The organism is Vibrio methylphosphonaticus (assembly GCF_023634655.1).
In the GTDB taxonomy this organism is placed as follows: Bacteria; Pseudomonadota; Gammaproteobacteria; order Enterobacterales; family Vibrionaceae; genus Vibrio; species Vibrio methylphosphonaticus.
The window spans coordinates 46049-71936 of the sequence record NZ_JAMKMS010000007.1 but is presented as its reverse complement, the minus strand read 5'-3'; the positions used below and the strand labels follow the sequence as shown (position 1 = coordinate 71936).

The following is a 25888-nucleotide window of genomic DNA, read 5'->3' as shown; positions in this document are numbered from 1 at the left end:
GAGTATGGATTTTCGCGTCGATATTGCCGTACTAGACAGCCACAAGAAAGGCAGTCGTTTTGGTTTAACATTGCATAATCTATCGGAGAAAAGTTACGCGCCTTGGCGCCTTAGTTTTACCTTTGATCGCTATATTGATCCTACCAGTATTTCCGCAGGTCACCTTACGCAAGTTGGCAGCTTTTGTACGCTTGAACTTGCCGATTCGGTGCTCTATTCCAACCACCATGTCTATATAGAGTTTTCTATCTTAACCGCACCGTTTCGCTTTCTTTCTGATGGGATTAAAGAAGCGTATTTAGACACCGATTCACTATCGAGGGAAGCGGTCAGTGTGTCGCCAATTGTTCTTAAGCACACTTACGATCAACACACCGTGGTACCGGATGTCATCGCGCATAAACATCAACTCATCCCTCATCCGGAGAACATCACTTTCACCGAGGGTCAGTTTGAACTGACTCGTTACAGCCAGATCTCATGGGATCATCCAGACAACAAAAACGCGGCAGCTTGGCTGCAAGAAGAGGTGGAGCGACTATTTTCGATAACACCTAAGTCGATTGGACAACAGGGTGTACATTTTAAGCGCAGCCCTGTACTTGCCAGCGAAGAATACAAACTCAATATCAACCATGATGGCGTAGTCATTGAAGCCACTGATACCGCCGGATTTATCTATGCCGCGAGCACGTTATTGCAACTTTGCCGCTTTGATGAGGTTCGACAAACACTGCTGGTTCCATTTGTCGCCATACAAGATAAGCCGCGATTTTCTTACCGTGGCGTCATGCTTGATAGTGCTCGACACTTTCAGCCAGTCAGTGAGATTAAGCGCTTCATCAACTTATTAGCACACTACAAGCTCAATACTTTTCATTGGCATCTAACCGATGATGAGGGATGGCGCATTGAGATAAAAGCGCTTCCGGCGCTAACAGCGATTGGCGCATGGCGTGGGCCCGATGAAGTGATTGAGCCTCAATTTCATCATATTTCAGAAAAATACGGCGGTTACTACTCGCAAAACGACATCAAAGAAGTGGTGGCATTTGCCAGTGCACGCGGTATTCAAATCATTCCAGAGATTGATATTCCTGGCCATTGTCGCGCCGCGATTAAAGCCTTGCCACACCTGCTAGTTGACCATGAGGATAAGTCCACTTATCGCAGCGTCCAGCACTACACCGACAACACCTTATCTCCAGGGATAGCAGGTACTTACCAGTTTTTAGATGCAGTGCTAGAAGAAGTCGCCGCACTCTTTCCTGCACCCTACCTTCATATTGGTGCAGACGAAGTCCCGCTTGGCTCTTGGGTCAATAGCCCAAGCTGTAGAAAGCTGATGCAAACTCATGGCTATAGTAGTAGCAAAGAACTTCAAGGGCATTTGCTGCGCTATGCAGAAGACAAGCTCCGCTCGCTAGGCAAACGCATGTTAGGTTGGGAAGAAGCGCACTTTGGCAACAAAGTAAGTAAAGACACCATTATCTACTCTTGGTTAAGCGAAGAAGCAGCGATCAACTGTGCAAAAATGGGCTACGACGTCGTACTGCAACCGGGACAAAACACCTACCTCGATATGGCTCAAGACTATGCGAGTGAAGAACCTGGTGTGGATTGGGCGTCGGTCATTTCTCTTGAGCAAGCTTACCAATACGAACCCTTATCTGACATCGATAGGGATGACCCCGTTAAGAAACGCATTCTTGGCATTCAAGCCGCATTGTGGACCGAAATCGTCACTCATCAAGACCGTTTGGATTACATGGTTTTCCCGCGCTTACTCGCGCTAGCTGAAACCGCTTGGTGTCAAGAAAAGCGTAAAGATTACCCCAATTTTCTGGCAAGGCTTAAACCCCATTTAGCCTTGCTCGACAGACAAAACATCCGGTATCGACACCCATGGTCTGAATAACCCCCTCTCCGCAGAGACAGATTATAAATCGCGTACCTATCACTGAATAATTAGAAGTTTATAAGGAAATACTCATGCAATACGGCTACTTCGATAACGACAACCGTGAATATGTTATCACTCGCCCAGATGTTCCAGCACCGTGGACCAATTATCTTGGCACCGAAAAGTTCTGTACCGTGATCTCTCACAATGCTGGGGGGTATTCATTTTACAATTCTCCTGAATATAATCGTGTCACTAAATTTCGCCCTAATGCGACGTTTGATAGGCCAGGACACTACGTTTATTTAAGAGATGATGAAACCGGCGATTATTGGTCAATCTCTTGGCAACCAGTTGCAAAAAGCTTGGAAGAAGCGCAATACGAAGTGCGTCATGGGCTGTCTTACTCAAAATTTAAATGTGATTACAACGGTATCGAAGCGACAAAAACGCTTTTCATCCCTAAAGGGGAAGATGCCGAAGTATGGGATGTGGTACTGCGTAATACCAGCAATAAGCCACGCACAATCAGTACCTTTTCTTTTGTTGAGTTCTCTTTTAGTCACATTGCCTCAGACAACCAGAATCATCAAATGTCGCTCTACTCTGCCGGAACTGAGTATCAAGACGGTGTGATCGAGTACGATCTTTTCTATAACACCGATGAGAAAGAAGGGTTCTATTATCTTGCTTCAACCTTTGAACCTGATAGCTACGATGGTCAACGAGACAGCTTCTTAGGTCTATACCGAGATGAATCAAACCCAATCGCCGTCGAGCGCGGGCAGTGTTCAAACCATGTACAAACTTGCTACAACCACTGTGGTTCGCTTCATAAACAATTCACTATTCAGCCCGGAGAAGAAGTTCGCTTTGCCTACGTGCTTGGTATTGGTAAAGGCAATGGTGCTCGGCTGCGTGACAAGTACCAAGACCTAAAGGAAGTGGATAAAGCCTTCGCCGCAATTAAGATGCACTGGGATGAACGCTGCGCAAAATTCCAAGTCACATCTCCAAATGAGGGGCTTGATACCATGCTCAATGCTTGGACGTTATACCAAGCAGAAACCTGTGTCGTTTGGTCGCGATTTGCTTCCTTTATCGAAGTTGGTGGACGTACCGGGCTGGGATACCGAGACACCGCCCAAGATGCGATGGCAGTACCACATTCGAACCCTGAAATGACGAAAAAGCGTATTGTCGACTTACTTCGAGGGCAAGTTAAAGCCGGCTATGGCTTACACCTCTTTGATCCAGATTGGTTTGATCCAGAGAAAGTCGATGTTGAGCCATCAAAATCTCCAACCGTGGTGCCAACTCCGAGTGACGAAGATAAGATCCATGGTATTGCCGATACCTGCTCTGATGATCACCTATGGTTGATCCCAACCATTTGCCGCTATGTCATGGAAACCGGTGAAACCAGCTTCTTTAATGAAGTCATCCCATACGCTGACGGTGGCAATGCGACCGTCTACGACCATATGAAAGCGGCGTTAGATTTCACGGATAAACATGTTGGCGCGACGGGCATTGCCAAAGGGCTTCGAGCAGATTGGAACGATTGTTTAAATCTCGGCGGTGGTGAGTCTTCTATGGTGGCTTTCTTACACTACTGGGCGTTGCAAGAGTTTGTCGACCTTGCCAATTACCTCGACAAACCGAGCGATGTCGCTTGCTATGAAGCGATGGCGAAGAAAGTTCAAGATGCGTGTGAAACTCACCTTTGGGATGACGACGGGGGTTGGTATATCCGTGGTATCACCAAAAATGGGGACAAAGTCGGCACCAATGAGCAAATCGAAGGAAAGGTGCACTTAGAGTCAAATACTTGGGCGGTTATATCAGGCGCGGTTAGTGAAGAACGCGGTCAAAAAGCGATGGATGCGGTTGATGAATACTTGTATTCCGATTACGGGCTGCACCTCAACGCCCCGTCTTTTGCGACTCCCAATGATGACATTGGTTTCGTGACCCGTGTTTATCAAGGCGTGAAAGAAAATGGCGCTATTTTTTCTCACCCCAACCCATGGGCTTGGGTAGCGGAAGCGAAACTCGGTCGTGGTGATCAAGCGATGAAGTTCTACGACTCGCTTAACCCGTACAATCAAAACAATAATATCGAAACCCGCATCACTGAACCCTACTCATATGTGCAGTTTGTCATGGGACGCGATCATCAAGATCACGGTCGTGCCAACCACCCTTGGCTAACAGGTACTTCAGGCTGGGCGTACTACGCCGCCACTAATTATATATTAGGCGTTCGCCTCAGCTTTGAAGGGCTCATTGTCGACCCATGTATTCCGACAGATTGGCCAAGTTTTAAAGTCACAAGAGAGTGGCGTGACGCGACTTATCACATCACCGTTGAAAACCCAAACAACGTCAGTAAAGGGGTAAAAACCATGACGCTAAATGGCATAGACATGACCGGAGCTGTTGCCCCTCAACAACCGGGAACCATCAACCACATCCGTGTGGTTCTAGGCTAATTCTCACCCCAAGGACGAACTATCAATACGAGTTCTTCGGAGCTCGTTAGGAGAGCATTATGATTAAATTTGGTACCGGCGGTTGGCGTGCCTTTATTGGTGAGGAATTTACCCGCGACAACGTCAGGATTGTGGCCCAGGCTTTAGCTAATATTATTAACCACGAAGGGGTCGCGGATAAAGGTTTCGTCATCGGCTACGACCGACGTTTTTTATCTGACAAAGCCGGTCAATGGTTTGCCGAAGTACTCGCTGGAAATGATATTCCGGTTAGCTTCATCAATAAATTTGTGCCAACCCCGATCGTCATGTATCAGGCTAAGCACATGGGCTGCGCCTATTCCGCGTGCATCACCGCCTCCCACAACCCTGCCGATTACAATGGTGTGAAAGTGTTTATCGAAGGTGGTCGAGATGCTGATGAGATCATCACAGAAAAGATCGAGTCTCAGATCGCTACGTTAACAAACGATCAGATCCAACGCCTCGACTTTGAACTCGCGGTGCAACAAAACAAGATCATTGAGATCAACCCAATGAATCAGTTTGTCGATTCAATTATCGACCTCATTGATATTGATGCGATCAAGCAAGCCAATTTACGAGTGCTCATTGATCCTATGTTCGGCGTGGCTAAGAACGCCCTACAAACAGTATTAATCAATGGTCGATGCGATGTTGATGTGATTAACGATGGTAAAAATCCAGACTTCGGTGGCTTAATGCCATCCCCTAATGCCGCAACGCTTTATCGCTTAAAGCACCTAGTTGCCGCTGAAGGCTATGATATCGGTATCGGCACCGATGGTGATGCCGACCGATTGGGCATCATTGATGAAAAAGGTCACTTCATTCACCCTAACGAAGTCTTGATGCTACTGTACTACTACTTACTTGAATATAAAGGCTGGACTGGCTCGGTGGTTCGAAATATTGCCACCACCCATCTACTCGACAAGATCGCCGCACATTATGGACAAAAGGCCTTTGAGGTTCCCGTAGGCTTTAAGCACATTAGTGCTCAAATGGAAGCGGACGACTCACTTATTGGTGGGGAGAGCTCAGGCGGTTTAACCATTAGAGGCCACATTAAAGGTAAAGATGGCGTGTTCGCCTCCAGCTTATTGGTAGAAATGCTAAGCGTCACTGGTAAAAAGCTTTCAGAGCTTCTAGACGAAATTTACCGTCAATATGGCTACGCCTATACCGCCGAAGGTGATTGTACGTTTAAAGCCTCACAAAAAGATAGCTTGTACCATAAGCTCTATATCGAAAAGCAATTGCCTGAATTTGACTACGATATTGATAAAGTGAGTTACGCCGATGGCGCTAAGGTTTACTTTAAGAATGGTGGCTGGGTCATCGCTCGCTTCTCAGGCACCGAACCATTGCTGCGAATTTTTTGTGAAATGAAAGATAAAGATCAAGCTGAATATGTTCTTCAACAGATGAAAGGCTTTTTGTCGTTGTAGTCTCTGTTACCTTTCTCCTTGCTTCCTATTATACGGACTTGCCTTACCAAGTGATGGGCTAGCAAGGAACTCCCTATAGGTGGAGAACATCTTTGCCCGATGAGTATTCATCGGGCTTTTTTGACGGTACTACAAGTATGACTTTCCCCTTGTTCATCACAGTGAAAAGCTATACGAATCAACGCTTAGCTAAAAGCCACAATTCCTTGAGATTCAACACTTACCGCCACACTCTGACCGACATTCAATGCTTCCATTGACGTAGCCAGTACTCGCGTACCTTTTATATCAACAACATAGCGGCAGTGGTCACCCATGAATTGTTGCTCGACAACATTAATGCTGCTTTGCTCAGAAGAAGACAATTGGATCTGTTGTGGTCGAACCAACAACTGACACTTTTCACCTTCCTCAATGAACGTACACGAGGTCGCGGCAATCTGACCTAGTACAGTATCAAAGGTTGAAGCGGTAATATGCGTCGCTTCAAGATAGCTGCCACCCCCTAAAAAGTCGGCAACAAATTTGCTCGATGGGCAAAAATAGAGCTCTGATGCACTGCCATACTGCTCAATAACACCATCATTCATCACTGCCATTTTATCGGCAAAAGCGAACGCTTCTTCGCGACTGTGAGTCACAAAGATCGCCGTAATACCCTGCTTCTTAAATATCTTACGGATCTCACGAATCAACTCATGACGAACTTGCGTGTCAATATTTGAGAACGGTTCATCGAGCAGCAGTAAATCTGGCTTATACGCTAAGCTTCTTGCAATCGCCACGCGCTGTTGCTGACCACCGGAAAGTTGATGTGGGTAACGAGCTTTAAAGGCGTCAAGATGAACAAGAGAAAGCGCTTCGTCTACAATAGAATCTTGTTGTTCTTTAGGTTGTCCCTTGAGTCCAAACGCGACATTTTCTGCCACCGTCAGGTGTGGGAATAGCGCATAGTCTTGGAAGATCATACCAATATTACGCTGCTCTGGTGGTAACCATGTTTTACCATCATCAATGACTTTTTCATTTAGCGTCATTAACCCGCCAGATAAAGGCAGCAAACCAGCTATCGCTTTTAACAACGTGGTTTTGCCACAACCACTCGCGCCAAGTAAACAAACAATCTCACCATGGTTTACCTGTAGCGACAGCGCTTCCAACACCATTTGAGAGTCATATTGGCAAGAAAGATTTTCAATAGATAACGCAGTCGTCATTAGTGAGGTTGCTCCAAAGATCGATTAACAATGATGAGAGGGATAAGCCCAACTAAGACTAATAAAACCGCTGGCATCGCCGCCAACTCTAAATGCTCATCAGAGGCAAAATTGTAAACGTAAGTTGCGAGTGTTTCGAAATTAAATGGTCGTAATAACAACGCGGCATTAAGCTCTTTCATCGACTCAATAAACACCAAAAGACCAGCTATCAAAATCCCGCGCTTAATCAAAGGAAAATGTACCCGCGCCAACATCTGGTTTTGCTTGCAGCCCATCGTACGTGATGCCATATCTAGTGAAGGTGACACCTTGCTTAAACTGGTTTCGATACTACCAATCGCTACCGCTGAGAAACGTACCACCATTGCAAAAACAATCGCAAACATAGAGCCAGAGAACAACAATCCAGGGCGCTTCCATTCCATCCAAACGGCAAAGTCATTAATCGCATGATCCATGAATAGCACAGGCACCATCACACCAATAGCCAATACCGTACCCGGAACCGCATAGCCTAATGAACTGGCTCTCATGAAGACTTGGCTAGATGTATTCGATGCCAAGCGACGATTAAAATTCACCACAATCGCGATAGCAACGGCAAACACAGCAGCAATGATGGACACTTTGAGGCTGTTCATTGCGTAAATTTGAAATTCAGGTGTCCAGCTTTGAGCAAAATACTTATAGGCATAAATAACCAACTGACCAAGCGGGAAAATAAAGGCAATAGACACGAGCCCCCAACACCAAATGACGGCCAGCCACTTTTTCCAACCTTTAAGAATATAGCGAAAGTCTTCATGGCTATTATATTGACTTTGAAACAGTTTTTGACGACGTCGGCTGTATCGCTCCGCGCCTAATAGCAACACTATCACCATCATCATTAATGCGGATATTTTGGCTGCAGCACTTAGGCTAGAATAACCAAGCCAAGTATCATACACCGCGGTCGTAAGGGTATTCACCGCAAAATAGCTGACCGTTCCAAAGTCGCCGATGGTTTCCATTGCCACCAGAGACAGCCCCACCGCAATAGAAGGACGAGCCAATGGTAGCGAAATGCGCCAAAAACTTTCAAATGGTGTGCACTTTAACAACCTAGCCGATTGCAATAGCGAGACATTCTGCTCCATAAACGCCGCGCGGCATAGAAGGTATACATACGGGTAGAGAACGAGTGACAATACCACCGTGGCACCACCAACGGTTCTAATATCAGGGAACCAGTAGTCGCCGACTCCCCAGTCAAATAGTTGTCTTAACCAGATTTGAACGGGACCTGCAAAATCAAACCAATCGGTAAAAATATAACCGATAATATAGCCAGGCATTGCGAGAGGAAGCACCAGGGCCCATTGCAGTACTTTCTCTGACGGCAACTTACACATGGCCATAAACCACGCGCTCGGGACACCAAGAATAAGAGAAAGTATCAATACACCCACAACAAGAAGTACGGTATTGATGGTGTAAGTGGGCATCACCGTATTTATTAGGTGCGAGAAGATATCACTTGTTTCACCAAGTGCTGTATAGAAGATCGCTATAATAGGCAAAACCAGTAGCAGGGTTAACACCCCACTACTGGTTTTCCAAACTGCATTTTTTTCTTTCATTGCCTAAACATACATCAGGCGACACAGAGTCGAGATGTTCAGTAACCGGAATTCAATAAGGGGCATTATACCCCTTTTTACCGATTAAAGGTCGAACTTAACTTCATCTAACAATTTGATTGCCGCATTATGATAACCAGCGATGTCATCAAGTGAAACCGTGTCGGCTTTATAGTCGCCCCATGATTCAACTAATTCCGAACGCTTCACACCCTCTTTAACAGGGTACTCATAGTTCACTTCTGCGTACATTTGCTGTGCTGTAGTATCCGTTAAGAACTCCATTAATTTAAGAGCATTTTCTTGGTTTGGCGCGTATTTCGCCATCGCCATACCGCTGACGTTTACATGCGTGCCTTCCGATTTTTGATTCGGGAAGTTGATGTAAACCGCATCTGCCCATTCTTTTTGTTCTTTGTCGTTAACCATTTTGCCTAGGTAGTAGCTATTACCTAGTGATACATCACAAAGGCCTTCTTTAATCGCTTTTACTTGACCACGATCGTTACCTTGAGGCTTGCGAGCCAAGTTAGACTTCACGCCTTCTAGCCAAGCTTTCGTTTCCGCTTCACCATGGTGGGCGATCATTGAAGAAACCAAAGAGACGTTATAAGGGTGCTTACCACTACGAGTACAGATTTTACCTTTGTACTCTGGGTTCGCCAAATCAGCGTAGTTAAAGTCTTCACCAAGCTTGCCTACACGGTCTTTTGATGAATAAACATTACGAGTACGCAATGTAAGAGCAAACCATTCATTTTCTTTGTCACGATATTGTGCAGGAACGTTGGCATTGATAACGTCGCTTTCAACAGCTTGAACCACATCTTTATCTGTGAGTTCAGCAAGGCGGCTAATGTCGGTGGTTAACACTACATCAGCTGGGCTATATTCGCCCTCTTGTTGAAGCTTCTCTGCTAAGCCTTTTTTAGCAAACTTTACATTGACCTTAATACCAGTCTCTTTAGTAAACTCATTGAACATCGGCTCAACAAGAAACGGTTGACGGTAAGAGTAAACGTTGACTTCTTCAGCAGCCATTGCTGGAGCCGCAAAACCTGCGGCGATTGCTGATAGGGCTAGCAGTTTTTTCATTATTTAGTTCCTTTAATTTAAAATGAGAACGTTTATCAGTTGCGTTATTATATTCATCTACGTCCAGAAAACAATGATCTGATATAAAAAAACCTGCCACTGTGGGCAGGTTTTTTAGCAATTGTGTAACAATTTGTATGCTGAATATTGTGCTCTAGCTACTTCGAAGTAACAAACTCAGGGTATGCCCCAACACCACAATCATGCATATCCATACCTTCTAATTCTTCTTCTTCTGATACTCGGATACCAATCGTCGCTTTAAGCACTGCCCAAACCGCTAGGCTTGCACCAAATACCCAAGCAAAGATAACAGCAGCGCCGAATAGTTGAGCGCCAAAGGTTGCATCAGCATTGCTCAGTGGCACGACCATCAAGCCAAAGAAGCCACACACACCGTGCACTGAAATCGCACCAACTGGATCATCAATCTTAATTTTATCAAGAGCGATAATACTAAATACCACGAGTGCGCCAGCGACAGCACCAATTGCCACAGAATAAACAGGTGATGGAGATAGTGGGTCCGCCGTGATTGCTACTAGGCCAGCAAGTGCACCGTTGAGAATCATTGTCAGGTCAGCTTTACCCCACGTTGTTTTACATACTAACATCGCCGCAATGGCACCAGCAGCAGCAGCAGCATTGGTATTCAAGAAGATTTGTCCAACCGCCGTTGCATTCTCAAAGTCAGAGACCATCAGCTGAGAACCACCATTGAAACCAAACCAACCTAACCAAAGGATAAATGTACCTAACGTTGCCAGCGGCATGTTTGAACCTGGAATTGGATAGATTTCACCGTTCTTGCCATATTTACCTTTACGAGCACCTAGTAATAACACACCAGAGAGTGCTGCAGCAGCGCCTGCCATATGAACAATACCCGACCCTGCAAAGTCACTAAACCCTGCTTCAGAAAGGAAACCGCCACCCCATGTCCAGTATCCTTCCATTGGGTAGATAAAGGCAGTTAGGGCAACAGAGAAAATTAAGAATGACCATAACTTCATTCGCTCAGCAACCGCGCCAGAAACGACTGACATTGCCGTTGCAACAAACACGACTTGGAAGAAAAAGTCCGATTCTAACGAATGGTCCGCACCTTCTGCTTGTGTGCCAATTAATGCACCGAATGAAGGTAACCATCCTGCCTCTGCGTTATCGACATACATAATGTGATAGCCGACGACCAAGTAACAAGTACAAGCAATAGCGTACAAGCAGAAGTTTTTTGTTAAAATTTCCGTGGTGTTTTTAGAACGAACTAAGCCCGCCTCTAACATGGCAAAACCGGCTGCCATCCACATAACTAAAGCGCCTGAAATAAGAAAATAAAACGTATCCAGCGCGTAGCGTAGTTCACTTACTGTTGTTGCTAATTCCATAATAATTTCTCCAATCCCTTAAAGTGCTTCTGCGTCCATTTCGCCCGTACGAATACGAACGGCTTGGCACAAGTCATACACAAAAATTTTACCATCACCAATCTTTCCGGTTTGCGCGGCATTGGAAATTGCCTCGACAACACGATCGACGTTATCAGCATGAGTGGCAATCTCTAGCTTCACTTTCGGTAAAAAGTCCACTTGGTATTCCGCACCACGGTACAGTTCTGTGTGTCCCTTTTGACGGCCAAATCCTTTGACCTCAGAAACGGTCATACCTTCTATGCCAACATCTGCCAGCGCTTCACGTACGTCGTCTAATTTAAATGGTTTGATGATTGCGTTAATAAGTTTCATGGCATCCCCTTCGCCGTATGTATCCCTGTTGTTGGAATAATACTTTCAAGGCGCGTGCCAAGTTTTTAACTCATTGATATATAAGTAATGAATGAATATATGTTAATAAAATGAAAATGTATCGCACCCTTATGGTGCAATACATTCACAAAAATAAGGCAAGCATTGTTTCAAGCACTAGAATTGTGCACTCGAGTGGAAAAGCAATTTAGCGATTGTGAATAAATCGCTCCCATTGGCCTACAACGGAACTAAAATCCTCAAGGCCTGATTCACTAAAACTTTCACTACTGTAAAGTTCAAAGTCTTCCACATTATCGCTAGTCACATCAAAATTCAGACAGTTTTCAAATACATGTACTTCTGACTCAAGAATGCTTAACGAAATTTCTTTGCCTTCCCAACGAAACTCCTTGCTTGGATATTGCGACGCTAAAGCAATTTGAGCGTTGATTTCCGCAATGGTGCGGTCACACGTTGATATTTCCTCTTGGAATAAACGTGCCAGTACCTCATGCCCCATTTCACACCGGACCATATATTCTCCGGTGAGCGAGTTTTTAATAAATTCGAATTCCATCACATTGTCTCTTAGCAATAACCCGGTGATTATACCTTAAATTCCAGTGTTCTCGGGTATACTCAAAACATTCCTAGTAGTAGAGACGACATGATGCAACTCAACGCACTGATAGCGAAGCAAATTGTTGATAGAGCGAAGAAGATCATTCAACACTCAATCAACGTAATGGATGATAACGGTGTGATAATTGGCTCCAGCGATCCTTCACGCTTACATCACACTCATGACGGAGCATTGCTGGCTATCAAAGACAACCGCATTATTGAAATCAACGATGCGGTCGCATCGACGCTCTCTGGGGTAAAAAAAGGCATTAATTTACCCATTATTTATGACGACAACGTCATTGGTGTTGTGGGGATCTCTGGCACACCCGATGACGTGCGCAGCTATGGCGAATTAGTCAAAATGACGGCGGAACTCATCGTAGAACAAGCTGCGTTGATGCACCAAATTCAATGGAATAAACGTCACCGAGAGGAATTATTACTGCAGCTAATTCAAGGAACCCGCTTAAACGAGGGGCAGCTGCTCTCCATTGCTCAGCGATTAGATCTAGACCTCGATCAACCGCGCGTTGCTGCAGTCATCAAAGTGATCCCTAAAGCCAATGAAACGCTAACGTTGGAGCATCTACAACGACTGGTGCATTTACTCGAATACCCAGAGCGTGACAATATTGTCGGCATTGTTTCGGTCTCTATGAACGAAATTGTGGTACTTAAGCCGATAACGGTCCAACAAACTATTTGGAATAGACAAGAAGAACAAAAGCGCGTTGCTAAACTAATGAAACGCATCGACCACGAGTGCGACTTCTCCATTCAAATGACCATTGGCGATTACTTTCCCGGTGTTATCGGATTAGCCAAATCTTACGAAACGGCTAAATCCACGATGGAAATTTGCCAACCGAAAGCAAAGTCGATCCTTTTCTATCACGATCACAAATTGTCAGTATTAGTCAGTAGCATCAAGCGTGATCCTTGGCGTGCACAGCAACTCACCGCCCCTCTCAATAAGCTGATCGCATCAGACACAAAGAACGTGCTAGTAAAAACGCTACGTGTCTTTTTTGAGCAAAATTGCGACCTAGCTCAAACTTGTGAAATCCTACATATTCACCGTAATACCCTACGTTACCGTCTAGATAAGATCGAACACGAAACCACACTTAATATCAATAAGTTAGATAACAAAATTCAACTTTACCTCGCCTTAAAATGTATGTAAATGAAACAGGAATTTGTTCATTCGCACAAATAGCGCATCATTATCTTATTTAAATCTGTCACTTCGCATAAAGCTTTAGCCTTCGTCTGTCGGTAGTCTGTTTTCAACAAGGTGAAACTCTACACCGACAAAAATTCTAATAACTTACGCGGAAAACTGAACATGATCGAAGTCTCTACTTTCGGTGCTTTAGCGGCACTGGTCGTCGCTATAACACTCATTCTCAAGAAAGTGCCACCGGCATACGGCATGATCATCGGCGCCCTCATTGGTGGTGTCATTGGTGGCGTCTCTCTAACCGATACTGTTAGCTTAATGATTGGCGGCGCACAAGGCATTGTCACCGCTGTACTTCGTATTCTCGCGGCAGGTGTGTTAGCTGGCGTGCTCATTGAATCTGGGGCGGCCACTTCCATTGCAGAAACCATTGTCAAAAAGGTCGGCGAAACTCGTGCACTACTTGCACTAGCAATCGCAACGATGATTCTTACCGCTGTTGGTGTCTTCGTTGACGTAGCGGTTATTACCGTTTCCCCTATCGCACTAGCAATTGCACACCGTGCCGATATTTCCAAAGCTGCTATTTTGCTTGCTATGGTTGGGGGCGGCAAGGCGGGTAACGTCATGTCACCTAACCCAAATACCATTGCGGCGGCCGACGCGTTTAACGTCCCACTGACCTCCGTAATGGCAGCCGGTGTTATTCCTGGCATTTGCGGTATGATTGTCGCGTACTTCATCGCGAAAAAATTAATCAATAAAGGTTCAAAAGTAGCCGCAAGTGAAGTGGTTGCCGTTGACCATTCTACGCTCCCGTCTTTTGGTGCTTCTATCACTGCCCCTATGGTGGCGATTGCGCTCCTGTCACTACGCCCAATTGCAGGTATCAACGTTGACCCACTCATCGCGTTACCACTCGGTGGTCTTATCGGTGCTGTCGTTATGGGGCGCTTTGCCGACACCAACCACTTTGCTGTATCAGGACTTAGCCGCATGGCGCCTGTAGCAGTCATGTTACTCGGCACAGGTACCTTGGCTGGCATCATCGCCAACTCAGGTCTAAAAGATGGGCTTATCGACGTCTTAACATCCTCAGGATTACCGTCTTACCTGCTGGCTCCAATTTCAGGTGCCATGATGTCACTTGCGACAGCGTCGACTACAGCCGGTACTGCTGTTGCTTCTAGCGTATTTAGCGGCACCATACTAGAGCTTGGTGTTCCCGCTTTAGCAGGGGCTGCAATGATTCACTCGGGTGCAACCGTACTCGACCATATGCCACATGGTAGCTTCTTCCACGCAACGGGCGGTGCTGTTCATATGGACATTCACGAGCGCCTAAAACTCATTCCTTACGAGTCCGCTGTCGGTCTAGTGATCGCCTTTGTCTCAGTCATGATGTTTGGTGTATTTGGTTTATTTGTATAAGGTTTTGTCATGAAAATTGTAATTGCTCCTGATTCATATAAAGAAAGTTTAACCGCAATGGAAGTTGCACAAGCCATTGAAAACGGCTTCAAACAAGTACTGCCTAATGCCGAATACATCAAGTTACCGATGGCTGATGGCGGAGAGGGAACGGTACAATCACTCATTGATGCGACTGGAGGGGATCTAGTATCGGTATCCGTCACCGACCCACTAGGTCAATCTGTTGAAGGATTCTACGGTCTACTCGGCGATGGCAGCACTGCCATCATCGAAATGGCTGCCGCCTCAGGCATTCACTTGGTGTCAGCGGAACAACGTAACCCACTACTTACCACATCTTATGGCACAGGTGAGCTAATCAAAGCTGCTCTAGACAAGGGGGTCAAACACATCATTGTTGGCATCGGTGGCAGTGCAACGAATGATGGTGGCTTAGGTATGGCACAAGCACTTGGTGTCCAGCTACTTGATAGCGAAGGTGCTAATCTCGGTTATGGTGGTGGGGAACTGAGTAAACTTGCCTCCATAAACGTTGATCACATTGACCCGAGGCTAAAAGAGATAAAGCTTGAAGTCGCATGCGATGTTGATAACCCACTCTGTGGCGATAAAGGTGCTAGTGCTGTATTTGGCCCACAAAAAGGCGCGACTCCTGCCATGGTGGCGACACTTGACGCTAACCTTTCACACTACGCTGATATTATCCAAGCAACAAATGGTCGTGACGTTAAGCACACTCCTGGAGCTGGTGCAGCTGGCGGACTCGGCGCTGCATTTCTAGGGCTATTTAATGCCGAGTTGCGTCCGGGCATACAGATCGTCATGGATGCAGTTCAACTCAGTGATATCGTCAACGATGCTAACTTAGTCATTACCGGTGAAGGTCGTATTGATAGCCAAACTATCCATGGCAAGACGCCAATTGGCGTAGCAAGAACGGCAAAAGCCTATAATATCCCTGTGATTGCGATTGCAGGTAGCACAGCCAAAGACTGTCACGTCGTTTATGACCACGGTATTGATGCGGTTTATAGTGTCGTGCTAGGAGCAACTGATCTGGCAACCGCTTTAGAAGAAGCGGCATTTAATGTAGAAATGACCTCTCGTAATGTCGCCGCCGCACTAGCTATGGCTCTGCCTCGATAACGGCAGCGATCACGATGCAGATAAGCGCTAACGCAATGAGACCAACCGTTAACGACACCACTGCGTAATCAAAATAAAAAAAAGACTGCTAATTAGCAGTCTTTTTAATGAAATAAAACTATTTCACAACTCGTAAGCTTGGTCGCCCTTTAGCTCTAGGAGGCTCATCATCACCATCAGGTTCCGATTCAACCGCCGAGTCTTCAGGCAATTCTACGACGGGAGCTTCTGCGACAGACAAGCCTGATATCGGCGTCTCTGTAGCAACATCTTCCTCTTCAATAGACGAATATGCATCTTCAGGTTCAAACATTGTCCCAGCACCATTTTCTCGTGCATAGATAGCCTGCACAGAATAAAGCGGAACAATAACCGAATGCGGCTTGCCACCGAAGCGAGCGTGAAAGGTAATGGCTTCATTACCTAATTCTAATTGACCTACAGCTCTAGACGCGATGTTCAAAATGATCTGGCCATCTTGAACAAATTCTAACGGTACTCGTACACCCGGTAACGTTGCATCAACAACGATATGCGGAGTAAGGTCATTTTCTGCCAGCCAGTCATAGAATGCGCGAAGCATATAAGGACGGCGAGGCGTCATTTTAGTGATATCCATGAATAATTAGCGAACTAAACGCATCTCACGCTCAGCTTCTGTTAGCGAAGCGAGGAATGAATCACGTTCAAATACACGGTTCATGTAAATCTTAATTTCTTTTGCACCAGGACCAACAAGCTCGATACCCATTTCAGGCAGACGCCACAACAATGGAGCTAAGTAGCAATCGATCAGGCTGAATTCTTCGCTCATGAAGTACTCGTATTCAGCAAAAATAGGCGCAAGTGTTAGCAGGTCATTACGCAGTTTATTGCGTGCAGCTTCAGACTCTTCAGGCGTGCCTTTCACTACTTTCTCTGCAAGCGTATACCAGTTACGTTCAATACGATAAATCATTAAACGGCTGTTACCACGCGCAACAGGATAAACCGGCATTAGGGGTGGATGAGGGAAACGCTCATCTAGGTATTCCATGATGATCTTTGAATCGTAAAGCGCAAGTTCACGGTCAACCAAAGTTGGTACGGTTTTATATGGATTCAGTTCAGCAAGCTCTGCAGGGATGTTTGACTCATCCACTAACTCAACCTCAACACTGACACCCTTTTCAGCTAGAACGATACGAACCTGGTGGCTGTATAGATCAGTAGCACTAGAAAAAAGAGTCATCACAGAACGTTTATTGGCAGCTACAGCCATGGAGCCCTCCGGCATACTTACAAAAAACAATGGAGGCTAGGCCTCCATTGTTAACAAAATTTAGAATCAGCGCGACATGATAGCACAATTAGTGTACATCACGCCAATACTCTTTCTTCAGCAACACAACGACAATAGTAAATAGCACAAGGAATGCCATTACCCACCAACCCATTGCGTGACGCTCCAGTTTAACTGGGTCGCCCGAGTACTCAAGGAAGTTGACTAAATCACGAACCGCATCATCGTACTCCGCAGAACTCAGTTCACCACGTCCGTTCGTCTCTGTACCAACAATGACTTCCACTTCTTGGCCATCAACGGTATGTGTTTCCACGATAGCAGTAGGAATGCCTTGAAGTTCTTCAAGTACGTGTGGCATGCCCACATTTGGGAACGTGATGTTATTCACCCCAAATGGACGACTTGGATCAGCATAGAATGAACGAAGGTAGGTATACAACCAATCCGCACCGCGTACACGAGCGACTAAGGTTAAATCCGGTGGCGGAGCCCCAAACCAAGCTGCCGCTTGCTTTTGTGGCATCGCATTTACCATCAGATCACCAATTTTCGCTTCCGGGTCAAAGACTAAGTTTTCCTTAGCCAGATCAACTGGAATACCAAGATCATTGGCAACACGCTCATAACGTTGATACTGCGTTGAGTGACAAGCAAAACAATAGTTCATGAACAACTTCGCACCGTTTTGCAATGATGCTTGGTCTGTCAGATCATTATTCGCTTTATCAAGATGTACGTTCCCACCCGCCGCTAGTGCAAGAGATGGCAACAGAGCAAAAAGTACTACAATCCACTTTTTCATTTAAATGTCACCCTCTCCGGTAGTGGCTTGGTGTTCTCATTTTTACTGTAGACATACAATAAAATGAAGAACATGAAATATCCCAAACTAAAGATTTGAGCCATCAAGGTATACGTTGCCGTTGCTGGAAGCGCACCCAGAATGCCTAACGCAATAAAGCAAACCGTAAACTGAATGATATTAATCAAATGGATTTTGCTTCTATAACGGTATGAACGAACTTTACAACGATCGAACCATGGTAATAGGAACAAGAATACAATTGAGGCTCCCATCGCAACCACACCTAACAGCTTATCAGGTACAGCACGTAAGATGGCGTAGAACGGTGTGAAATACCAAACTGGGGCAATATGCTCTGGTGTTTTCAGAGGATTCGCCGCTTCAAAGTTTGGTGGCTCAAGGAAGTAGCCACCCATTTCTGGGTTAAAAAACAACACGTAGCAGAACAAGAAGAAGAAGCCTGCAATACCCACCATATCTTTTACCGTTCCATATGGATGGAAAGGTATCGAATCAATGATGTCGTATTTTTTGCTGTAGTAATCATGGAATTTGAACTGCGTTTTGTAGTCATCGCCCATTGTGCCTTTCGGTAGCTTAGTTTCGATACCATCAGGGTTATTTGAGCCCACTTCATGCAATGCCAAAACGTGCAAAACGATCAGTAGCAATAGCACAATTGGTAGCGCGATAACGTGCAAGGCAAAGAAACGGTTTAGCGTTGCGCCAGAGATGATGTAATCACCACGGATCCACAATGTCAGATCATCACCAATAACGGGAATAGCACCAAACAATGAAATGATTACCTGAGCGCCCCAATAAGACATTTGTCCCCAAGGAAGCAGGTAGCCCATAAAGGCTTCTGCCATTAGCACCAAGAAAATCAGCATGCCGAAAACCCAAAGTAACTCACGAGGTTTTTGGTATGAGCCATAAATCAGGCCGCGGAACATATGAAGGTAGATAACAACAAAGAACGCAGATGCACCCGTTGAGTGCATATAACGCAATAACCAGCCGTACTCCACATCACGCATGATGTATTCAACAGACGCAAATGCGCCTTCACCAGACGGTACGTAGTTCATGGTTAACCAAATCCCTGTTAGGATTTGGTTAACAAGGACCAACATGGCAAGAGAACCGAATAAATACCAAAAGTTGAAGTTCTTTGGCATTGGATATTCTGATAAATGCTTTTTATAAGCATTCATCGCAGGTAGTCGTTTTTCTACCCAATCAAGTACAGCTTGCATTATGCATCCCCCTCGTCCACGCCGATCAGAATTTTCGTATCACTCAAATACATATGCTTAGGAATCACTAGGTTCAGTGGTGCCGGCACGTTTTGGAATACTCGGCCTGCCATGTCAAATTTAGACCCATGACAAGGACAGAAGAAGCCTGATTTCACACCTTGGACTTGCTCACTAAAGGAATCAGCAAGGTAGGTTGGTGAACACCCTAGGTGAGTACAAAATCCAACCGCGATAAAATACTCTGGTTTAATCGAGCGATAACCATTTTGAGCATATTCCGGTTGCTGTTCTTCTTGAGATTGTGGGTCACGTAATTTATCTGATAACGTCCCCAGATTATCCAAAACAGACTGTGCTCGCCTAACGACCCATACAGGTTTGCCTTGCCACTCGACGCGAACCATTTGGCCCTCTTCAAGTTTACTGACTTCAACCTCTACAGGAGCACCAGCGGCCTTTGCTTTGGCACTTGGGTTCCAAGATTTAATAAAAGGAACGGCGACTGCAGCTGCTCCCAAACCACCGACAACCGCAGTTGTGGCAGTAAGGAAACGCCTACGACCGTTATTTAAAGGCGCATTGCTCATCCAACATTTCTCCCATATGCTCCTTGGGCCAATACCAAGCGAATCCAAGCTGCTCTGTCATGTTAAATAACCGCGGGGGAACCATTCCGCTGGCTATCTTCCTTGAATTGAACGTGCATATTTTATAATTAAAACCTACACACTTGAGTCCATTCCGATATTAGTTATCACCAAAAAAGCATGGCTAACAAAATAAGAATTTTAGTTGTATTTATTTGATAGCAAATGATAAAGAAAACCCTACTTTTTGACAAGATAAAGCTACCTTTTCGTAACATCTATCGCAGGAAATCGTTTGCCAGTTCACAAAAGGGAGGAAAAGCGAACTCTATTAAGGGGAGTTGATGAATCTAGAGGATTTATGTCTGCCTAAAAAAACAAAAAGCCCAGCCGTGAGGCTGAGCTTTTGGACCACAAACCAGTATAAACTGGAACGTAGATTTTTCGAATAACGAAAAATTAACGCTTTGAGAATTGTGGTTTACGACGTGCTTTACGTAGACCAACTTTCTTACGCTCAACGCAACGAGCGTCACGCGTAACATAGCCAGCTGCACGTAGAGCAGGACGTAGAGTTTCGTCGTATTCCATAAGCGCGCGAGTGATACCGTGACGGATAGCACCAGCTTGACCAGAAATACCGCCACCTTTAACAGTAACGAATAGATCTAGCTTCTCAGTTAGTTCAGTAAGCTCAAGAGGCTGACGAACTACCATGCAAGAAGTTTCGCGACCGAAGTAAACTTCTAGTTCACGCTTGTTGATTACGATGTTGCCAGTGCCTGGTTTAATAAAAACGCGAGCAGCTGAGCTTTTGCGACGACCAGTGCCGTAGTATTGATTCTCTGCCATTTCTGATATCCCCAATTAGATGTCTAGTACTTGTGGTTGTTGAGCAGCATGATTGTGCTCAGCGCCAGCGTAAACTTTTAGCTTACGGTACATAGCACGGCCTAGAGGACCACGTGGTAGCATACCTTTAACAGCTAGTTCGATTACCATTTCTGGCTTCTTGTCGATCAACTTTTCAAAAGTGATAGACTTAAGACCACCTGGGAACTCAGTGTGACGGTAATACACTTTACCTTTAGCTTTGTTACCAGTTACAGTAACTTTCTCAGCGTTAACAACGATGATGTAATCACCAGTGTCTACGTGAGGAGTGTATTCAGCTTTATGCTTACCACGAAGACGAGATGCGATCTCACTTGCGATACGGCCAAGAGTTTTGCCTTCTGCGTCTACAACATACCAGTCACGTTTTACAGTTTCTGGTTTAGCAACGAAAGTTTTCATGCTAATAATTACCTATTAAAAAAAATTTACACTTAAGGAACAAACTGTTCCCACTGTCTAAGAGTCCCATTCATCACCCCTTCGAGTGTTGGAAACACTTGGCATAGCTAGACTTTCGTCATAACTAGAGGCTCGCAGTAACGGTAGGTCGCAGGATTATAGAGAAGCTAGAGGAAAAAATCACCTATTTTTTAGACAAAATAGGTAAAAACCCTTATGCCAAGTGCTCAGAGGCTAAATAATCATGACTTTGCATTTCTGTTAGGCGAGAAATACAACGTTTAAACTCAAACTCAAGCTGCCCTGTTGTATAAATTGCCTCTAATTCCACTTCCGCCGAAATAATCAATTTTACGCGGCGCTCATAAAATTCATCAACCAATGCAATAAACCGTCTCGCAGCATCATCAAGCTTGCCATCCATCTGTTTCACGTCAGCCAATAGCACAGTGTGATAAAGTCGAGACATTTCAATATAATCATTTTGGCTGCGCATCGTCTGACATAACTGCTCAAAAGTTGCGAACAAAACATCATCTACCGACGCAATAACTGAGATATCCCGATGATTAATATCAATAGATGTATCTGGCTGACGAGTTTCCACAACCAGCTGCTTAAAATAACGATGAAGATTTTCATTCGCTGAGTTATCCAACGGGTAATGATAAATTTCAGCTTGCTCTAGCGTTCTCAAGCGGTAATCGATACCACTATCAACATTCAAAATGTGGCAATGCTTTTGAATTAAGGCAATTGTGGGTAAGAACCGCGCGCGCTGCAGACCATTACGGTATAAGTTTTCAGGAGGAATGTTTGATGTAGCAACTAACACTACGCCTCTATTAAATAGTGCCTGCATTAAAGAAGACAAAATCATTGCGTCGGTAATGTCAGAGACATAAAACTCATCAAAACAGATAATGTTGGTTTCAGCATGAAAAATATCGGCGACACTCTCTAGCGGATTCTCTATATCCCCTAATTTCTTCAGCTCATCATGAACACGATACATAAAGCGATGGAAGTGAACTCGCATTTTTTTGTCAGAAGGTAGACTGTCGAAGAACGCATCCATCAGGTAGGTTTTCCCCCGCCCAACACCGCCCCAAAAATATAACCCTTGTGGGGCAATCGCCTCTTCTGGGGATTTACCTAGTAATTTTTGTATCATCGTCAGCGCTGGCGCTTCAAAGTTCAAGTAATCGATGAACTCATGATGAAGGCGGTCTAATGCTTCCACCGCCTGATGCTGAGCGGCATCGCGCTGAAAACCATTTGTTTCAATATCATTATTGTATTTTTCTATCGGCGTCATGGATAACTCGCAGCACAGATCCAACAACCATAAATGGCGTATTTTGCTTTATTGGTAAGAACTCTCATAGTAACATGACAAAACAACGTGTGTAACCATCAGGTAACGCACATGTTAATAAACGAAAATTAAGGAAGCTGCTATGCCTTGGATTTACGCCGTTGTCGGTCTGCTTGTGGGCGCTATTTTAGGAATTGTTATTTCTCGCCTCACTACCCCACAATACAAAAAACAGAAAACGATACAAAAAGATCTCGAATCTGCAAAGTTCGCCCTAGAACAACAACGCCAAGAGTTATCTGACCATTTTGCCCAAAGTGCGGAAATGTTAGATACACTTGGTAAAGATTACACTAAGCTCTACCAACATATGGCAAAAACCTCCGCAGAGCTTTTGCCTAACTTACCAGAGCAAGACAATCCGTTTGTTAAAAAAATCGCCGAGCACAACGTAGAGCCTACTGCCAGCTCAGATATTGATGAGCAACCAAAAGACTATGCTAATGGTGCAACCGGATTATTGAGAGAAGAGCAAAAGCAGGTTATTGAAAAGCCAGAACTTGTCGCGAGCGAACCTATCACAGCCAAAGCCTCGTAAATCTCTTAGTAATACAGTGCAACAGATTCACTCAACCTATTGAGTGAATCTGACTCCACCTACCAATTCGAGTGAACTTTATTCAGATCGTCTAGTCATAACTTTTACTAAACCTTAGAGGAGTTTTATGATGAAGAAGCCAATGCTTGCCTTAACTGTTCTGTCGTTAAGCTTGAGTTCCATCATCACCCCCATACCTGTCTCTGCGGCGTTACCCCTTGCAGTCAACGGCGAGCAACTTCCAAGCCTTGCTCCTATGCTAGAAACTGTGACACCCGCGGTCGTCAGTATCGCAGTTGAAGGTACTCAGGTCTCTAAACAGCAATACCCTGAGCAATTCAAATTCTTCTTCGGTCCTGATTTCCCGACAGAGCAACTGCAAGAGCGGCCTTTCCGTGGTTTGGGTTCTGGTGTTGTTATCAACGCTAAAAAAGGCTACATCGTGACCAACTACCACGTCATCAATGGCGCAGAAGAAATACGCGTTAAATTGCAAGACGGACGTGAATATGATGCAGAACTGGTTGGTGGCGATGAAATGTCAGATGTCGCGTTACTCAAACTTGATGACGCCAAAAATCTAACAGAGATAAAACTCGCCGACTCCGACGCACTCCGTGTTGGTGACTTTACTGTTGCCATTGGTAACCCCTTCGGTTTAGGACAAACCGTTACATCCGGCATTGTCTCTGCTTTGGGGCGCAGCGGTCTGAATTTAGAAAACTTTGAGAACTTCATTCAAACTGATGCCGCAATTAACAGTGGTAACTCAGGTGGGGCACTAGTTAACCTTAAAGGTGAGCTCATTGGTATCAATACGGCGATCTTAGGTCCCAATGGCGGTAACGTCGGTATTGGCTTTGCTATCCCATCCAATATGATGAACAACTTAGCCGAGCAAATTATTGAATTTGGCGAAGTGAAACGTGGCATGCTAGGTGTTCAAGGTGGCGAAGTCACCTCTGAATTAGCGGAAGCTCTAGGCTATGATTCCAGTAAAGGCGCCTTTGTTAGCCAAGTCATGCCTGATAGCGCGGCTGAAAAAGGTGGACTCGAAGCTGGCGATATTATTGTATCGGTCAATGGTAAGAAAATTGCCACTTTCAGCGAATTACGAGCAAAAGTAGCGACACTTGGTGCTGGCAAGACTATCGAACTAGGGCTAGTCCGAGACGGTGAAGCCATGACGGTTCAAGCCACGCTAACTGAAGGTGCAAAGAGTATTACTAAAGCCGACAAACTGCATGAAGGTCTAACCGGTGCTGAGTTTGCAAATACAGAAAAAAGTGACAAAGTCGATGGCGTGAAAGTCACCTCCGTCGCCGAAGGTTCTCCGGCGGCTCAGTATGAGCTTCAACAAGGCGACATTATCATGGGTGTGAACCGCCAACGCGTTAAGAATGTGGGTGAGCTACGTAAAATACTAGAAGCAAAACCAGGGGTTCTTGCACTGAATATTCAACGAGATGACCGCACCATTTATCTTGTTATACGCTAACACCACACGATTTATGTAAATTCTTAGTGAAAGGGCAGTCGAATGTGACTGCCCTTTTTATTATTTGCTCACAAGATGATATGCTTTGCTCGCAAGCTGTTGCTCGAAAAAGCATTGAGTTTCATGGTAATTGTTGTCGTTATTGAACCATTCCCTACTATGCTAGCTTCAGTGATTGTTATTTTGTCCAATAGACCACCAATATCGGTATCCATTAGAGAGTGCAATGCTGAACTTTTTATTACGATCTGTATCAATGGGGCTCGTTACCGCTCTATTAGTCTTAATTGCCGTTCCGTCGCTAAGACCTACGATCATCTCAGAGCAATTTGACACGACACCAACGCAAGGTACGTCACTGCAGGTCTCTTTTAATCAAGCAGTACGCAACGCCGCGCCTGCGGTCGTCAATATTTATAGCCGACAGTATAAAGAGAGTGACCGCACGACACTGTCCACACAAGGTCTGGGCTCTGGTGTTATTGTGAGTGAAAAAGGCTATATCATCACCAACTACCATGTTGTCGCAAATGCCGACCAAATCATTGTTGCTTTGCAAGATGGTCGCGTTGCTGCCGCTCAGCTGGTGGGGAAAGATCAACGCACTGATATCGCTATATTACGAGTAGAAGGCTCTGACCTCCCAGTGATTCCACTCAACCCAAACTACAGCCCTAAAGTCGGTGATGTCGTTTTAGCAATTGGCAATCCTTATAACTTAGGACAAACCACGACATTCGGCATAATCTCGGCAACAGGTCGCTCATCAATTAGCGCGGGAGGCATTCAAGCCTTTATTCAAACCGATGCGGCCATCAATCAAGGTAACTCTGGTGGCGCTTTAGTTAACACCCAAGGAGAGCTTGTTGGTATAAACACCGCCTCATTCCAACAAGCAACGGACTTAGAAACCTACGGTATTTCCTTTGCTATTCCATATAAACTTGCCAGTAAAATTATGGAAAAAATTATCGCTGACGGTCGAGTGATTCGCGGTTATATCGGTATTGATGGGCAAGATATCAATTCCGTCACCGCTCGCCTATTAGGCAATGAGCACATTGGTGGCATCATTGTACTTGGCTTAGACCCGAAAGGTCCTGCAGCCAAAGGGGGGATTGAGGTTCAAGATATCATTCTGACGATTAACGGTAAGAAGTTAAATGGCAGACAAGGCGTACTTGATCTCGTGACCGACTTAAGACCAGGAACCACTGTCGATGTTACCCTATTACGAGACGGTAAAGAGGTGACGCTACCTGTGACTGTGACTGAAGATAGTCGTGAATAAACG

General features: G+C 45.1%; 23 protein-coding genes. 9 read left to right on the top strand and 14 right to left on the bottom strand.

Annotated elements, in window-relative coordinates; genetic code table 11:
• Positions 1 to 4: 4 nt before the first annotated feature.
• The 3 genes from M9196_RS10065 (at position 5) to M9196_RS10055 (ending at position 5870) form a co-directional block, all read left to right on the top strand.
• Complete coding sequence (locus M9196_RS10065) at positions 5 to 1918, top strand: beta-N-acetylhexosaminidase (RefSeq protein WP_250617413.1); 1914 nt, start codon at positions 5 to 7, stop codon at positions 1916 to 1918.
• A gap of 74 nt (positions 1919 to 1992) precedes the next feature.
• On the top strand, positions 1993 to 4398 hold the full coding sequence (locus tag M9196_RS10060) for a GH36-type glycosyl hydrolase domain-containing protein (protein ID WP_250617412.1): 2406 nt from the start codon (positions 1993 to 1995) through the stop codon (positions 4396 to 4398).
• A gap of 59 nt (positions 4399 to 4457) precedes the next feature.
• Positions 4458 to 5870 carry a phosphoglucomutase/phosphomannomutase family protein gene (locus M9196_RS10055; protein ID WP_250617411.1) on the top strand — a complete coding sequence of 471 codons (1413 nt, stop codon included), beginning with the start codon at positions 4458 to 4460 and terminating at the stop codon, positions 5868 to 5870.
• A 185-nt stretch (positions 5871 to 6055) separates the two neighbouring features.
• Here M9196_RS10055 and M9196_RS10050 read toward each other — a convergent pair whose 3' ends face one another.
• The 6 genes from M9196_RS10050 to M9196_RS10025 all read right to left on the bottom strand — a co-directional run bounded on the left by M9196_RS10050 (position 6056) and on the right by M9196_RS10025 (position 12132).
• Complete coding sequence (locus M9196_RS10050) at positions 6056 to 7087, bottom strand: ABC transporter ATP-binding protein (protein WP_250617410.1); 1032 nt, start codon at positions 7085 to 7087, stop codon at positions 6056 to 6058.
• On the bottom strand, positions 7087 to 8712 hold the full coding sequence (locus M9196_RS10045; RefSeq protein ID WP_250617409.1) for an ABC transporter permease: 1626 nt from the start codon (positions 8710 to 8712) through the stop codon (positions 7087 to 7089). The genes M9196_RS10050 and M9196_RS10045 overlap by 1 nt, the downstream gene beginning before the upstream one ends.
• An 84-nt stretch (positions 8713 to 8796) precedes the next feature.
• Positions 8797 to 9807, bottom strand: coding sequence for a Fe(3+) ABC transporter substrate-binding protein (locus M9196_RS10040; RefSeq protein WP_250617408.1), 1011 nt, complete (start codon positions 9805 to 9807; stop codon positions 8797 to 8799).
• A 158-nt stretch (positions 9808 to 9965) separates the two neighbouring features.
• Positions 9966 to 11195, bottom strand: coding sequence for an ammonium transporter (locus M9196_RS10035; RefSeq protein ID WP_250617407.1), 1230 nt, complete (start codon positions 11193 to 11195; stop codon positions 9966 to 9968).
• A gap of 18 nt (positions 11196 to 11213) precedes the next feature.
• A complete protein-coding gene (locus M9196_RS10030; RefSeq protein ID WP_250617406.1) occupies positions 11214 to 11552 on the bottom strand; it encodes a P-II family nitrogen regulator in 339 nt (112 codons plus the stop codon).
• Between the two features lie 208 nt (positions 11553 to 11760).
• Entirely contained in the window at positions 11761 to 12132 is a 372-nt protein-coding gene (locus M9196_RS10025; protein WP_250617405.1) for a YacL family protein, read from the bottom strand.
• A 93-nt stretch (positions 12133 to 12225) separates the two neighbouring features.
• On the opposite strand from M9196_RS10025, the gene M9196_RS10020 reads away from it, so the two are divergent.
• The 3 genes from M9196_RS10020 to M9196_RS10010 all read left to right on the top strand — a co-directional run bounded on the left by M9196_RS10020 (position 12226) and on the right by M9196_RS10010 (position 15945).
• Positions 12226 to 13368 (top strand): sugar diacid recognition domain-containing protein, encoded by a 1143-nt coding sequence (locus tag M9196_RS10020; RefSeq protein ID WP_250617558.1) that lies wholly within the window; start codon positions 12226 to 12228, stop codon positions 13366 to 13368.
• Positions 13369 to 13530: 162 nt separating this feature from the next.
• A complete protein-coding gene (locus tag M9196_RS10015) occupies positions 13531 to 14796 on the top strand; it encodes a GntP family permease (protein WP_250617404.1) in 1266 nt (421 codons plus the stop codon).
• A gap of 9 nt (positions 14797 to 14805) precedes the next feature.
• Entirely contained in the window at positions 14806 to 15945 is a 1140-nt protein-coding gene (locus M9196_RS10010) for a glycerate kinase (protein WP_250617403.1), read from the top strand.
• A gap of 118 nt (positions 15946 to 16063) precedes the next feature.
• Here M9196_RS10010 and sspB read toward each other — a convergent pair whose 3' ends face one another.
• From sspB to zapE, 8 genes are all read right to left on the bottom strand, one after another.
• A complete protein-coding gene (gene sspB / locus M9196_RS10005; protein WP_250617402.1) occupies positions 16064 to 16564 on the bottom strand; it encodes a ClpXP protease specificity-enhancing factor in 501 nt (166 codons plus the stop codon).
• A gap of 6 nt (positions 16565 to 16570) precedes the next feature.
• Positions 16571 to 17206 carry a stringent starvation protein SspA gene (sspA, locus tag M9196_RS10000; RefSeq protein WP_250617401.1) on the bottom strand — a complete coding sequence of 212 codons (636 nt, stop codon included), beginning with the start codon at positions 17204 to 17206 and terminating at the stop codon, positions 16571 to 16573.
• Positions 17207 to 17294: 88 nt separating this feature from the next.
• Entirely contained in the window at positions 17295 to 18032 is a 738-nt protein-coding gene (locus M9196_RS09995) for a cytochrome c1 (RefSeq protein ID WP_250617400.1), read from the bottom strand.
• The gene (locus M9196_RS09990; RefSeq protein WP_250617399.1) at positions 18029 to 19294 is read right to left on the bottom strand and encodes a cytochrome b; all 1266 of its coding nucleotides are present in this window, start codon (positions 19292 to 19294) and stop codon (positions 18029 to 18031) included. The genes M9196_RS09995 and M9196_RS09990 overlap by 4 nt, the downstream gene beginning before the upstream one ends.
• Complete coding sequence (petA, locus tag M9196_RS09985) at positions 19294 to 19884, bottom strand: ubiquinol-cytochrome c reductase iron-sulfur subunit (protein WP_102469799.1); 591 nt, start codon at positions 19882 to 19884, stop codon at positions 19294 to 19296. The genes M9196_RS09990 and petA overlap by 1 nt, the downstream gene beginning before the upstream one ends.
• 459 nt (positions 19885 to 20343) lie before the next feature.
• Positions 20344 to 20736 (bottom strand): 30S ribosomal protein S9, encoded by a 393-nt coding sequence (gene rpsI / locus M9196_RS09980; RefSeq protein ID WP_250617398.1) that lies wholly within the window; start codon positions 20734 to 20736, stop codon positions 20344 to 20346.
• 15 nt (positions 20737 to 20751) lie between these two features.
• Entirely contained in the window at positions 20752 to 21180 is a 429-nt protein-coding gene (gene rplM, locus M9196_RS09975) for a 50S ribosomal protein L13 (RefSeq protein ID WP_244358259.1), read from the bottom strand.
• A 214-nt stretch (positions 21181 to 21394) separates the two neighbouring features.
• Positions 21395 to 22498 (bottom strand): cell division protein ZapE, encoded by a 1104-nt coding sequence (gene zapE / locus M9196_RS09970; RefSeq protein ID WP_250617397.1) that lies wholly within the window; start codon positions 22496 to 22498, stop codon positions 21395 to 21397.
• Between the two features lie 142 nt (positions 22499 to 22640).
• On the opposite strand from zapE, the gene zapG reads away from it, so the two are divergent.
• From zapG to degS, 3 genes are all read left to right on the top strand, one after another.
• Positions 22641 to 23096 carry a Z-ring associated protein ZapG gene (gene zapG / locus M9196_RS09965; RefSeq protein ID WP_250617396.1) on the top strand — a complete coding sequence of 152 codons (456 nt, stop codon included), beginning with the start codon at positions 22641 to 22643 and terminating at the stop codon, positions 23094 to 23096.
• A 130-nt stretch (positions 23097 to 23226) separates the two neighbouring features.
• Entirely contained in the window at positions 23227 to 24594 is a 1368-nt protein-coding gene (locus tag M9196_RS09960; protein WP_250617557.1) for a Do family serine endopeptidase, read from the top strand.
• 226 nt (positions 24595 to 24820) lie between these two features.
• The gene (degS, locus tag M9196_RS09955) at positions 24821 to 25885 is read left to right on the top strand and encodes an outer membrane-stress sensor serine endopeptidase DegS (protein ID WP_250617395.1); all 1065 of its coding nucleotides are present in this window, start codon (positions 24821 to 24823) and stop codon (positions 25883 to 25885) included.
• Positions 25886 to 25888: the final 3 nt, after the last annotated feature.